Origin of the sequence: Anaerocolumna chitinilytica (assembly GCF_014218355.1) — a bacterium.
In the GTDB taxonomy this organism is placed as follows: domain Bacteria; phylum Bacillota; class Clostridia; order Lachnospirales; family Lachnospiraceae; genus Anaerocolumna; species Anaerocolumna chitinilytica.
Genome location: NZ_AP023368.1, coordinates 2,499,340 through 2,512,752, shown reverse-complemented (window position 1 = coordinate 2,512,752; position 13,413 = coordinate 2,499,340). Strand labels below are relative to the sequence as shown.

Here is a 13,413-nt window from a genome sequence, read left to right as displayed (position 1 = left end):
AATGGCTCACATACTAATTGCCGATGATGATGCGGGCATCTCGACTCTGATTGCGGACAGTCTGCAAGATGAGGGTTATACGACTATTACAGTTCCGGACGGTAATGCAGCCCTTCTGACCGCCCAATCCACTGATTTTGATCTGATTCTACTGGACATTATGATGCCCGGAATGGATGGTCTAGAAGTCTGCCGAAAAATACGTGATAAGGTTTCCTGCCCCATTCTTTTTGTTACAGCCAAAGGACGCACCCTTGACACTGTACTGGGTCTGGAGATCGGAGCAGATGACTATATCACCAAGCCCTTTGTAGTGGAGGAGTTGGTTGCAAAAGTAAAGGCACATCTGCGCAGAGAACAGCGGCATGCAGCTTCCGGGGAGCATACCATTTCCATCGGAGACCTGCAGATTCACCCGGACAGCTTTGAGGTAGTAAAGGGTGGTGTACCTTTTCAGCTTACCACCAGGGAATTTCAGCTTCTTGTCTACCTGGCGGAACATTCCGGTAAGGTATTGACCAAAGAACAGCTTTTTGATGCTATCTGGGGAATGGACTATTCAGATATCGGCAGTGTGACTGTCACTATTAAAAACTTAAGGGATAAGATTGATCCGGACAACCGCATGATTAAGACAGTGTGGGGTGTCGGATATAAACTGGTACGCCCGGGGGTGTTTCCATGAGTATTAAATTGAAGATACCGCTAATCATGCTGGCAGCATTACTTCTGAATATTGTTATATTGCTATGTTATTTTGTATTTTATCTCTCAGTACGAGTGGATACCTATCAAGTGAAAATGCAGCAGACTGTATCGGAAGTAGCCCAGGAAATTGCTGCTGCGATTGATGGGGAGAGCTTAGACCTTGCGTCAGAATATCTGTCCCTCTATAAGAACCCCAAAAAGCTTGCCTTTGTATTGACCGACACGCAAACGGGAGAAGAAACTAACTGGAATATGGGCAAAGCTGAATCCATCGGCTTCACACAGACGAGTTTACTTACTCTGTCCGGCCATTCCTACGTGCTCCTGGTAAAAAAGCAGGTAGAACTGTTTAATTTTAGGACACACGGTGTATTTCAGGAACTGCTTTATTTTGAATTCGCCGTCCTCCTTGTTATTTTTTTGTTGTTAGGTGTAATCATTCACTTCCGGTATGTATCTTCTCTATTGAAGCTGAATGGAGCTATGCACTTGTATAAAGATAAAAAGCAGGTATTGCAGGAAACAGACCGCAAGGATGAAATCGGCAAACTGCAAACGAGCTTTGCAGCGTTATCAAGATCCCTTGAAGCAGAAAAACAGGTACAAAACCGTATTATATCCTCTATTTCTCATGATATCAAGACACCGTTAACCTCAGTACTCGGGTACAGTGAAAGGCTTCTAAAAAAAGAACTTAGCCCGCAAAAACAACAGCAATATACCCAAACTATCTATATGCAGGCACGGGATATAGAGGCCATCGTCGAGGAATTTGACGATTACCTGAGCCTGTCGGCTCCCCGGAAAGAACAGCTGCAAAAATATAAAGTTTCCTATATTTGCACCATGTTGGAGGACGAATACCGGCTCCGCCTTGAAGAGCAGGGAATCGTGTTTACACTTTGGAATCAATGCAGTGACAATACGGAAATATATACCGACCTATTAAAGCTGCGAAGGGTTTTTGCCAATATCATCGGAAATAGTATCCGTCATGCCAGAGTGACAGGCTTGCAGATTCAGGTAAGTTTTATAAGTTCGGCTGATAAGCTTTTCATTACCATGTCGGATAACGGAAACGGTATCTCCGAAACCGATCTGCCATATATCTTCGAGCCGTTCTACACCTCTGATCAAAGCCGGCGAATCTCCGGCCTAGGGCTTTCCATCTGCAAACAGATTGTAGAAGGGAATGGTGGCTCAATTTCAGCTGAAAATCTACCTGAGGGCGGGCTGTTGATCCGGTTTACCCTTCCTCTTCTGCCAATACCTTCACGGATTTAAGCAGGACAGCGATTTCTGCTGCAAGTTCCATGGACTTTTCCTCTGCCACAAGGTGGCCTATATCACAACCGGTTCCCCACACCTTCATCTATGTAATGCATCCTTTTTTAGCCCATAGAGAAGCTGGCAAAAAATATAAAATAATCAGTACTGTAAAACCACAGATGCTTGCCCAGGAATTTATAAGTGCAAGCAGGGTACACTGCAGATACAAGAATGGACCGCGTATGAAATGGCGCTTTATATTGAACAACTCCTTTTTCATAATGCCCTCTGCCAACAAATTATCATGCTTTAAGGCGTACCCCCATAGCCAGTTAAAGGGTATCCCACCCAGTGTAATCCAGCTTCCATAAACAAGTGAAGCAATCATTGAATTTCGATTACCCTCTGCCGCATATCTTCCCAATAATGCAGCACAGAAGGGAATTACAACAACATTAAGCATTAATAAGGTATTAATCAGCATCAATGGATGGTTCACGTACCGAATGTAATGAAACATTGTATGATGATTAAACCAGATAACAGAAATAATTAAAAAGCTGATTAAAAAGCTGATATAAGACGGCCAGTTTAGCAGTAATGAGCGAAACAAATCATTTTTCTCTGTAGGCCCGCTCTCTGGAATCTTAATCTCCAACATCAGCAGAGTTAATGCAATCGCAAAGATGGCATCACTATAGGCAATGATTCGTTCAGAAGGAAATATATCGTGTTTTATTTCCATTTTTACAATCTCCTCGTAAAGAATAAATAATAATTTCAATGAACTCACTATTTTAACTCATCCAGAAAAGTTATCAGGGAAGCTGCAAGAAAATATATGTTCTCATAGCCGGGCTCCTCCTCCGGTACTTCCTCCTCACTATCCCATAAAAATATCTTTCCTGAATTCTCTCCCACAGTACAAATGCAAATCTGACATCCACCTACGTTAGCAATGGGCAAAAGCTCTTTTGGTATACGGGAACGGTATTCTCTGCATACCCAAATCAAATCACACATACCATCATCCTTCATTCCATAAAATAATTCTACACTGTCAAAGCGATCTCTGTAGGGATTATAAAAATCACAGCGTTCAGGATGTCCACCATTATATAGCATCAGAAATTCAACGTAATCAGTTGGGATACTTCGCCCTATTCTCTCCTCTGCATGTTTTATATCCGTATATTCTAGTTCTGACCCTTCCATTGTGATTTGGTTCGGGTTGTTATCCCATTGTTCTAACAGGTCATAATTAAGTGACCGTACAGATTGCTGCTTCCAATGTATGGGGATATCAATATGAAGCATCCGCCTCTCATAAAAATGCAGCAGCAAAGCATCCTGCTGCTCAAAATTAGCTCCCCTTTCAAATAGATAGATAAGAGGTTCAAATGGATTTTCAGAAAGTTTTTCTTCCCGATTTTCCAGTTCACAGAATACAATCCACTCCAGATACCAGCGGCAAACCATTTGGTTGGATGGATTGGTTATTGCGGATAACACCCTATGGGTATACCCCAAAAGAGCATTGGAACCTCCTGTTCTTCCCTCCAGCATTGCAATCAGCTCTTCCGGCTTATGCCCATTATACTCTTTCATATAATGGCTTATTCTTACCCCAAACTCATGAAATAGTTTTATCTGAGAGAATTTTTTCGAGTAGGTTTTCTTCCAGTCAATCTGTGCAATTCGGTTCACTGCTTCCATGATTCTCGGCGAAGGTAAGGTTTCCTCTCTGCTATTCCATAGTTCTAATAGCCCTTTCTCTGCCCGCAGCTGCCTGACCTCTCTAAAAAACTGTTCCTCCCCTACTTCTTCCACATCATCGGTACTAAAATATATCTCCGCTAAGTATTCACTTCCTTCAATAAAATTGCCTGAATCCCAGTCATATTTCCAAACAGAATAAACCTTCTCAGGTTCCTTCATCATCCGTATGGGCCTGATTCCACATATGTGATATTCATTGATCCAGTTGCCGGGTGTGTCTTCTATATCAATAAACATGGATTCATGAGTTTGGTTCACTCCCAAATATACCGTATAATTTGTCAAATGGAATTTCATTTCGCCGCGATGATTGCCCACTCGCTTTTGCCAAGGGTATATCTTGTTATCCTGGCAAACAAGCATTCTTTGTACACCCCTGATTGCGTTGATTTTATTCTCTGAAAACTGTACTATATCTTTGGCTGCTTCTTTTAGTAGCGTATTGTAATCAGAGACCTTTTGATACTCTGCCATCTGCTGCTCCTTTCGTCATCTCTTTTTCCGAGGTATCAAAGACACGTTAAATTTCTCCTGCCCGGAACTGGAAGCTTTGAAAGTTTCCGGAGATGAACTATTGCTTTTCCATTTCTAGTTCCGGCTGATTCTTATGGAAGGTTGCCAGCTGCTCTGCCCCCTTTTGTTATCCTCTTCATATTCTTCTTTGCTCTCCTCGTCCTTCGGGGTTTGGAATTGGAGGATTGCCACCGGATTCCCCAGGGGCTCCAATATCAGACTTCCATACAGATATTTTTTACTTGTACAATTGTATTCCGCAATAATACGAAGCTTTTTCTCACCTGTTACCCTGCTCATCCTATGTGCAATATATAAAATGCAGTCCATCGAATCAGGCCAGTAGGGCGGTGCTTCGATTCCATCCTTGCTGGTAACAATCCAACCCTGTGGGTCACTGACATAGCAGCCCCAAAGAGAGCCATGTTCCGGATGTTCATACTCCTTTATCTGAAACAGCAGTCTTTCCTTGATTGTTCGAAGCTGTCTCTCCCCTTGTGCAAACCATTCTTCTCCGGGTTCAATCCCTCGTTGTACACGGGTTCTTAAACTCCCCGCATACATACGATCAACCGCCTCTTGTGCTTCCTCAAAAACTTCTTCCTCCCGTTCCAGATAGCAAGCTTGATAAGCTGCATACTCCTTACGGATAAATTCCTGTATAAATTCTATTGCTTCTCTCATTAGTTTTCCTCCTAGTTAAATTCTCGTAGTAAATACTCCCGCAAAAAGGCCTGTGGCAAAGGTTCCGCCCAGAATGAGCGGATATTCAATGGAATAAGGCGCTTGTACAATGTCCAGCTCCCCCCTGCCCTTTAACTTCTCCTTCAACATTTTTCCGGCCTGTTTGAAAGCCTTAATGGTTTTGGCATCCAGGTATTCCTTTAACATGGCTTCTTCTCCCTTTCCCCAGAAGATACAGCTGCGTTCTGTCCGCATATAGGATTTAAAATCCGTACCGGGCAGATTCGTACTGATCTTGTTAACAAAGCTGGGGAGATAAGCCAGCTTCTCATCCCTGCAGAGAAAAGGATAATATCTTCGATCCCCTGCAGAGCCCAGAGAGGTGCAGCCGCCTTCTTTTAAGATGTCTGTGACCTCATTCAAAAACTTCGTCGCTGCTATGATATCCTCCCAAGGGAGATTAGCCCGATATGGATCACTTCCATCAGGGAAAAAGCCATGGGTATAAAAACGTCCGCCAAGGAGCTTCAAACAGATTCTATAGTCCTCTGCCTCCCATAGAATCTTTTCTTCCAAAGCACCAAAGATACGGATAAATTCCTCCTGCCCGGGACTGGAGGCTTTGAAAGATAACTGTGCAGACGGAGTGTGGCTTTCCGCTACTTTTTCCGGTTTTTTTTCTACTTCTTCCGGTCCTTTTTTCGATTCCTGCAGCTTCTTGACAGAAGCTGATAGCTGCACTGCCAGCCTGCTGTCTTTTTCATATTCTACCCTGCTCTCCTCGTCCTTCGGGGGCTGGAATTGAAGGATTGCCACCGTATTACCCAAAGGCTCCAGCAGCAGACTTCCATAGATATATTTTTTACTGGTAAAATTGTATTCTGCAATAATGTAAAGATTTTTCTCACTGGTTACCGGACTTGTTATGTACGCTACGTATAAAATACAGGAATAGGAATCAGACCAATAGGGTGGTGATTCTATTCCATCCCGGATAGATGTCCATCCATGAGGGTCACTGACATAACAGCCCCATAGGGAGCCATATTCCTGATGTTCATATTCCCTTATTTGAAACAACAGCCTTTCCTTGATTTCTTGAATCTTTTTCTCCCCTTCTGTAAACCATTCTTCCTCCGGTTCAATCCCTCGTTGTACCTGGGTTCTTAAGTCACCTGCATACATTAGGCCCACCGCCCTCTGAGCCTCCTTAAAAACTTTTCTTTCCCGTTCCAGATAGCAGGCTTGATAAGCTGCATACTCCTTACGAATAAAATCCTGTATAAATTCTATTGCTTCTTTCATTGGTTAAATTCCTCCATTCCTCTACTGTCCATATAGTGCTGATAAATAGCTCCGACAGAAGTTGAGCAGCCCTAAGTGCCCGACGGATTAGTTCCTTATCCGATGTTTCTTCGTCTTCCCAATAGAAGGTGCTTAAAAAGCAGTTATCCCGGAAAAGAAAGTCGATTGGGAGCATGTTCCATCCAATCCTCTAAGACAGAAATCAATTCCTCTTCCTCATGAAATTCCAGCCCTATAATTCTGTTTTCCATATCATCTTCCTGAAATTTCAATTCATAGAATGGAACCTGCCGGTCCTTATAATAAACAGTGATGCATCCTACCTTATGTTTCTCTGCCTGAAACAGCAGCTGTGACGGAGCCTCTTCCCCCGAACTGCCGCCAAACTGTCTTCCTGTCTTATACCATTGGTTATAGTGAATCTCCCAGCCCGTTGCAATTCGAAGCGGAACCAGGGAATTCGCTTCCGGTTCGTCCTTCTCTTTCCATAAGGATAGGGTCATCTGAATTTCTTCCACTATATTTAATATATCATCACTTTGATATTCGTGGTATGCTTCTCCCTCATCAGCATTGTTTTTGAGACATACCTGGTATTTACCGGACAAATCCAAATCAATGCTCCAGCCCAAATCCAAACTTTTACTTCCATCCATTTTCTGAATGAAAAGAGTGTCTTCTGTAAAGTATTTTTCATAGTTACCCGGATGCTTTCTCGCAAACTCTGGCTGTATATCGCAAAAAGTATTCCATACAACTTTATATCCGGAAGGGATTCCCAAAGAGACTTTTCGAATTGTATTACCCGATGTGGGTTCGAAAGGAACTATCCTTTCATAACGATGGTCGGGAAGCTTTTCCATTACGATTTTCTCTTCTGATTTACCATCGACTTCCCAATAAGCAGCAATACCCTCATCTAACATACGAAGAAGTAATCCGGTAAGATCATAATTAAGTACTTTCCTAAAGTAAGTTATATTTACAAAAATCGTTTCCAACTCTTCTATATTTGAAAAGTCAAAACCAACCTCCACCACATTTTCATAGGTGAGATTATTTGTGATACTGGTAAACGATATATGTCTTTTTTTCGGATGAAACGTAACTTGTAGCTTACCTTGCCAGGAAGAACTCTTCTCCTCATAGAAGGCTTTCATTGGATTATCCAAAAGCAAATCATGATATTGGTAGATCTGTTCAAATTGCCAGCCATCTTCTAAAAAAGCATTATAAAACTGATAATTCATCGTAAATACGGTTGAATTTGCCGCCATAGTAAGCCATTTCACACATTGTTTTTTTACAGATTCGCTTGATATTTGGTAGTCTGCTTCTGTTACATACCATGTATGCCATTTAACTGGAGAACAAATGGGCTCCATGTTTCTCCAATCCTCATTGCAGTCCTCTTGGATAATTCCATATGCTTCTTCCTGATCAGCTGCCTGTAGAAATATCATCCATGGGCGGTAATTTTTGGTTTCAAAAGTCCAGAAGTCAATCCACACTTTTCCTGTTTCCTCATAAAAGTCATCTCCCTCTGGAGAACATTCACAGTAACCAACCAGTCGATACCAGGAAGCCTTCTGTTCCTGCAGGATACGTGAAAGTATTTCATCCCTTTTGTTCTCCACTATGGTTTCGGCAAGATCCTGTCCTTTAAGATTATTATTAGAAATATGCGGATATAAAAGTCTGATTATTACAGGCCGGGGATAGATTGCACCCGGGATTTTTAATTCATAGAGACAATAAAAATTATAACTGCCGTAATTATCAATCATTGTTTCTTCACTCATACGTAATAATTCCTTTCACTGGTATAGCCCTTTTGTTCTGTCATTTTACTTTGCAGCACTGCCGTCCTCATTATATCCGTAATCCTCCGAAAGTATATGCACACTCATAGTTTCTTTCGTGGAGGTATCATATTGCACCACCAAAAAATAACCTTCGTAGCCAAAATGTGCTTCGCCATTTACATCCTGTGACGGTTCTCCGAAGACCTCCTTGAATTTTTCAATAGCATCCCCTACGTGGGCGCCATTAAAATCAATGGTCTTATCAATCGTCCATATCTGAGAAGCATCTCCCCGCTCAAACCATACCCGGATATTTGCCTTTTTATAATCAAAGGCCTCATCCTCTGTTTTTTCCGGCTCCTCTCCTAATATCGGATTAATCTCATCCTGATGCTTCATAAGGAGACTTAAGTAGAGAGAAAAGCGGTCTTCTTCCAATTCCGCTGCCGCCTCCGATGGGGTTGGGGTCTCTGAGAGCTTTTCTCCCTCCGCAGAGGATGGTGTCACGGAAGCTTTTTCTCCCTCGGTGTTGGAACCGACAGCTGTATTTTTCATACCACAGCCAATCATAGCAATCATAACCAATACCAGGGTCAACATTCCTGCAATCTTTTTTCTCATATCCATTCTCCGAATTTTCATAAAAGCTGAAGTAATTCCTGTTTTTATCGTTACTCCTACGTTTTCTTTTATTGATGTCTTACAGCTGCTTCTGATTGTCTCTGTTATAGATAGTATCAAATTCCGCTTTTCCAATGTGGATACCGGAGCTCAGGAAAGCAGCGAAAAGGATTTACTCCAGCTTGGCAATATTGTAATTCAATAATTATGATTTGACACGCTTTCTGTTATAACTACCTGCTGTATTCTTCTGCAATCCCATTCAGCTCCTTCGCCAGCTCTTTGGCGTTGCTTATCATGCACATGTGGTCACTTTCCAGATAACGCAGGTCGGTTATAGCCAGATTGGCAGCATAATCCTCCTGCTGCTGTCTGGTCAGGGTCTTATCCTCCGTACACAGAATATAGGTCTTTCCAATGGGTGGGTAGGACTGCCAGTCCACCCTGTGGGTCAGTACACAGACCGGCTCCGGCTGGAATTCCTGCTGTAAGATATACGCTATATCCTCTTCCGAAGTCCGGTTGCAGAAATAAGTTCGGAAGGTGCTCTCCAGCAGCTTCATCGGAATCCGGTCAGCCTCGGCCTGCTTAGCTACTCCCTCGATGTTCTTCTGCCTTATTTCCTCTGCGAAGGAATCCAGCGCTGTCCCGCCGCTTGCCGGCAGATTGGCCGCAAGAAATACCACATGCTTTATTTTCGGGTTTCTTTTGGCAAGCTCCCCAGCAATCAGCCCCGCTCCGGAATGTCCCACCAGAATAATCTCTTCCAGGTCGGACTCTTTGATCACCTTGTCTGCATAGTCCAATATTTCCTCAAAACCGCCGTTCAGACGGTTCTCATAAGTATTTACTTCCATTCTCCTTGGTATGGTAACTGCTCTTTGCTTTAACAATGACGCCAGCTTTGTCCAGATCCAGTCGGACATGCCGGCTCCCGGTATTAAGATAAATCCTCTTTTCATTTTAACTCCTTTCGTAGTTGAAAATTCATATAGGCATTTTTATTCAACCTTCCACTTCTTAATTTTTTCACTATTCATAGCTTCTTTTGAAACCCTCCTTCTCTCTCTGCTTTTCTCTGAGTCTCCATAAACTTCTTTCTAAAGTTCTCCCAGTCAGCTTCGATCTTTCTTTGTTCTGCTGGTTCAAGCTTCTCATATTGCAGTGTCAGAAATTCAAGCAGTGTGTTTGTCAGAAAGGAAGGCCGTTTATCAAGAAAGAAATCACTCTCAAGTTCCTCGCAAACATCTATAAATAGCTTTGCAGATGGTTTCTCTTTCCTTACGTAATAGCTTTTCAAGGCTGCTTCCGGGTCAATTCCATAGAGGAGAATAAATGCAAAGCCTTGCAAATAATCATCCCCCAGATTATCCGTGATAATTTTACCTCCAAGCTGCAAGGCAAGTTGAGAATCACGCCCCTTTAATTCCAGAAGAGCTTCTCCCGCTTCTTCAAACCCTTCTATATTTTGGATAATAGTAAGAAGTTCCTGTGTTTTCAATGTTTTTATATATAAGAAATCCATCTCCTGTCTTCCCCTATCAATAACTGACCATCTATAACAGTTCCCAGCCCATCCCTGGAATTATCTAATTGACGAAGCCAGCATTCTTTACCTTATAATTATTCCTTCTTGCTCAAGACGGTAAGCGGCATTTATAATATCCGCCTCCGTAATACCCAGTTCCTCCAAAATACCATCAATGGGATATTGCTCTTGCTGTTCCTTCGTTTTAAGAATCGTCTGCTCCGTGGAATTCTCCCCCTCGCGATAAGACCTTATGAGTTCGCCGTCCATACAGCTTATTTCTTCAAAACCTTTCTCCGTCAGCTTTAAATTCTCTTCAAAGTCATCCATGTCACAATAAAGATGGGAATAAAGACAGCACCGCTCCTGCTGCTTTAGGAGCTCCTCCTTAATCTGAAAGAGCAGGGCTTCTTCCCGAAAGAGCTCGCATTGCAGATTGAAGCACTGCATTCTCCTGGCTATTCCATGAATAAGATAGAATACCGCAGACACCTGGTCATTAATATCAATATGAACAAAATGCTCCTCCGGAATTAATTCGGGTGCCTGTAATTTCTCAGGTAAATTCCTTAGAAAGTGAAAGAGAAACTCCTGATTTAATTCCTGTTTTTTGTATAATATAGTTGTAATGCATGTACTCATACGTTCCCTTAAGCCCTCCTGTATTTTCTCTTGAATGCTTCTTCTTCCTTCGCATAATCCTCTGTCTGGTAGACTTTCCATCCTCTATTCTTTATGACCTTATCTAATTCTTGTTTATCCAGAAGAACAGTCACGCCATCCCATATATCCATCTCATCAGCGGCATAAATATAATAACAACATTTTCCAGGTTACAGAATAAGTGCTTCATAAAGCCACCAATTCCAGAATTCCCGGAATTTTTCCGGCTTCCCGGTTTCAAAGCCCTCCATTTCATAGGGCAGGCCATCGGCAAAAGTACAGGCAGCATAAAAGTACATATCCTCCCTGTAGAAATCCTCTGCGGTATCCGTACCACCTGTCCTCCCCCAGGAATCTTCCGAAAATTCCCGGTTAACCTGTTCGTTTACCAGCTCTTCTATTTCTTTCTGCCTTTTATGTAATGCCTCCGGTGAAGAAGCCTCCACATCTCTGCCAAGTGTCTTCCATTTCTCTATAACCTCCATGTAGCGCTCCATTTCATAGTGAAGAAAATAGGCTCCCTGCATGATGCAATATCCTGCCAGTGAAGCGGGAAACTTGTGCGTTCTATGCTTCATATCACGAATCGTGGTGTGTTCCATAAAATCCCGGAGAATGCTCCAGATATTCTCCAGCTCTTCCATGATTATACGGCGTTTTACAGAGTTCTCTTCATATACCAGCTCCCTGCATTTTGTAAGTGCCAGGGAAAGATTGTTCTCCTCCCACCATGTATCCTGCCAAATCTGTGCAGCACGGGTCATGATATCCAATTCCAGCTTTAATCGAAAAGCGGCGTTTAAGAGATTCTCTGTCTGATAAAGACGAATATACAGGGAAAGTTCATGACAGATAGCCTCTCTGAGCCCCCGTTCCAGATGATGAAGAGGGTGTGCCTCCACCTTGACCATAGCTTTACGAATTAACTCTCCTTTTTTCCGCTTCTTTTCAAGCCAGTAAAGCACATCTTCGGGAGTGCAACACAAAAATTCCGTTCCGTCCCAGCCATATGGAAAAGGGAAGGCCTCCTGCTCTGGGTCCTTGATTATAATTTTACAAACAGCTATTTTCTCCTGTGCGTTCAATAGGCTTTGAGCAAAACTGCGGTAAATCCGCTCCTGCTCCTTACCGCCAAGGCTTTCTGCCCGCTGCCGGATATCCAGCGTAATATAATCCGCAGTACCCTCCAGCCAAAGGACAGCCACCGGCTGCCCCTCCTTTTCCACCAGCAGATAAATATTATAGCCACCGCCGTCCCCAAATCCTTGATTATCCTGCCCTAAGCTTGCGATTGCATTACGAATTCCTCCGGCAGTTAGCTGCCAGAGTCTTGCAAGGAGCCAGGAGGCAGCGTATCTGTCAGCGCCATGTTGCAGACGCAGCATATTTGCCTGTGAATAAGCCTGCTCCGGGTTGCCCTCCTGGTTGCCACTCCCATATTGTTTACGCAGCATTTCATAAATTTCCCCAGTAACATCAGAGCCGTCATAGAAGAAATCTCTGTCTGCCAAGCCACGTTCTGCTTCACGTGCCAGCTCTGCCCAATATTCCTCTCCCATGGTACTGGTCGGACACCAAGCGCTCTCATAGTGCAGATTGTCAATTAAATCTGCCAGTTTTTCTTCTGAAGTTCCGAGGATAATCCGGCAGGAAAAACCACCGCCAACAGTAAAATACAGCTGTGGATCTTGCTCATTATCAAGCAGTTCCATTCAATCTCTCCTTCCAAAAAAATCAGCGTCATATTCAAACCAGTCCTTGTAGTATATAATGCCTTTCACCCCTTCCAAGCGCCATACCATTTATTTTTTAGTTAAGACGTTATAAAGGTATCCTCACGGCCCTTTTCCGTTTTCCATCAGACCGGACACAAATTCAATGGATATCAGCAGCAAGGAACGATACTCCAGGTAGCGGACAGAAGCATCGGCCTCCACATTGATTTGAATCCACTCACGCATATTCTTTTTGCCCATGGGCTGAAAGGGTACAATCCCCTCCCGTCCCAGCCACAGTCTGGCCACGTCTTCGGGAACCTTGATTCCCAGTCCTCCCTCATAAAGACAGGCAAACATTTTTCTGTTCACATAATAAGCCGGATAACCAAACATTTTTCCTGCCCTTACATCGGGGATTTCCAATAGAAAAGAATCGAGAATCTGTTTGTGCCCGGGATGAAAAGATGCCATATCAGTTTACCTCCTCTTTTGCTTTCCTTCTTTTACTATACAATGCCGTCTTCTTTGCTGTATTGTAAAAGAACGACACCTTATGGTGCCGTTCCTTTAACAATTTTGCAGCCTTGAAGGTTTGCGGTTTTTCTTTGAATTCCATACTAAGTTCAATACCTTATGTTATGCAGGTTTATTGATTTCAAATACTGGCGAACCTCAATCATTCCTTTTATAGACCTCATACTCCTTCAGCTTTTTCCGGTCTTCCTCCGTCATCATGGAACTTTCCTTTTCTTTACTATAGATTAGCAATAAGTATTTCATTCTCAAACCTCCCCAAAAGTTCGTACTGTAAACTTTACTT

Annotated in this window: 15 protein-coding genes; 2 read left to right on the top strand and 13 right to left on the bottom strand. The window is 42.9% G+C overall.

Annotated features, from left to right (window positions below):
- Position 1 precedes the first annotated feature (1 nt).
- Complete coding sequence (locus bsdcttw_RS10950; protein ID WP_185259398.1) at positions 2-685, top strand: response regulator transcription factor; 684 nt, start codon at positions 2-4, stop codon at positions 683-685.
- On the top strand, positions 682-1,992 hold the full coding sequence (locus tag bsdcttw_RS10945; RefSeq protein ID WP_185259397.1) for a sensor histidine kinase: 1,311 nt from the start codon (positions 682-684) through the stop codon (positions 1,990-1,992). Before bsdcttw_RS10950 ends, bsdcttw_RS10945 begins: the two co-directional genes overlap by 4 nt.
- Here the strand turns inward: bsdcttw_RS10945 and bsdcttw_RS25225 are convergent.
- From bsdcttw_RS25225 to bsdcttw_RS10885, 13 genes are all read right to left on the bottom strand, one after another.
- Positions 1,955-2,080, bottom strand: a complete 126-nt coding sequence (locus bsdcttw_RS25225; protein ID WP_269140620.1) for a hypothetical protein — start codon at positions 2,078-2,080, stop codon at positions 1,955-1,957. The genes bsdcttw_RS10945 and bsdcttw_RS25225 overlap by 38 nt on opposite strands.
- Positions 2,081-2,722 (bottom strand): TMEM175 family protein, encoded by a 642-nt coding sequence (locus bsdcttw_RS10940; RefSeq protein ID WP_185259396.1) that lies wholly within the window; start codon positions 2,720-2,722, stop codon positions 2,081-2,083.
- A gap of 47 nt (positions 2,723-2,769) precedes the next feature.
- Positions 2,770-4,230 (bottom strand): SMI1/KNR4 family protein, encoded by a 1,461-nt coding sequence (locus bsdcttw_RS10935; RefSeq protein ID WP_185259395.1) that lies wholly within the window; start codon positions 4,228-4,230, stop codon positions 2,770-2,772.
- 114 nt (positions 4,231-4,344) lie between these two features.
- Positions 4,345-4,953, bottom strand: a complete 609-nt coding sequence (locus bsdcttw_RS10930; RefSeq protein WP_185259394.1) for a hypothetical protein — start codon at positions 4,951-4,953, stop codon at positions 4,345-4,347.
- A gap of 15 nt (positions 4,954-4,968) precedes the next feature.
- Positions 4,969-6,258 carry a hypothetical protein gene (locus bsdcttw_RS10925; protein ID WP_185259393.1) on the bottom strand — a complete coding sequence of 430 codons (1,290 nt, stop codon included), beginning with the start codon at positions 6,256-6,258 and terminating at the stop codon, positions 4,969-4,971.
- 143 nt (positions 6,259-6,401) lie between these two features.
- Positions 6,402-8,060: a hypothetical protein gene (locus bsdcttw_RS10920; RefSeq protein WP_185259392.1), complete on the bottom strand. Its 1,659-nt coding sequence runs from the start codon at positions 8,058-8,060 to the stop codon at positions 6,402-6,404.
- 45 nt (positions 8,061-8,105) lie between these two features.
- Complete coding sequence (locus tag bsdcttw_RS10915; protein ID WP_185259391.1) at positions 8,106-8,684, bottom strand: hypothetical protein; 579 nt, start codon at positions 8,682-8,684, stop codon at positions 8,106-8,108.
- 233 nt (positions 8,685-8,917) lie between these two features.
- Positions 8,918-9,646, bottom strand: coding sequence for an alpha/beta fold hydrolase (locus tag bsdcttw_RS10910; protein ID WP_185259390.1), 729 nt, complete (start codon positions 9,644-9,646; stop codon positions 8,918-8,920).
- A 74-nt stretch (positions 9,647-9,720) separates the two neighbouring features.
- Positions 9,721-10,209 carry a hypothetical protein gene (locus tag bsdcttw_RS10905; RefSeq protein WP_185259389.1) on the bottom strand — a complete coding sequence of 163 codons (489 nt, stop codon included), beginning with the start codon at positions 10,207-10,209 and terminating at the stop codon, positions 9,721-9,723.
- A gap of 87 nt (positions 10,210-10,296) precedes the next feature.
- Positions 10,297-10,854 carry a hypothetical protein gene (locus tag bsdcttw_RS10900; RefSeq protein WP_185259388.1) on the bottom strand — a complete coding sequence of 186 codons (558 nt, stop codon included), beginning with the start codon at positions 10,852-10,854 and terminating at the stop codon, positions 10,297-10,299.
- 8 nt (positions 10,855-10,862) lie between these two features.
- Complete coding sequence (locus bsdcttw_RS10895; RefSeq protein WP_185259387.1) at positions 10,863-11,006, bottom strand: hypothetical protein; 144 nt, start codon at positions 11,004-11,006, stop codon at positions 10,863-10,865.
- A gap of 39 nt (positions 11,007-11,045) precedes the next feature.
- Entirely contained in the window at positions 11,046-12,587 is a 1,542-nt protein-coding gene (locus tag bsdcttw_RS10890) for a hypothetical protein (RefSeq protein WP_185259386.1), read from the bottom strand.
- A gap of 123 nt (positions 12,588-12,710) precedes the next feature.
- A complete protein-coding gene (locus bsdcttw_RS10885) occupies positions 12,711-13,064 on the bottom strand; it encodes a TfoX/Sxy family protein (protein ID WP_185259385.1) in 354 nt (117 codons plus the stop codon).
- Between the last annotated feature and the right edge of the window lie 349 nt (positions 13,065-13,413).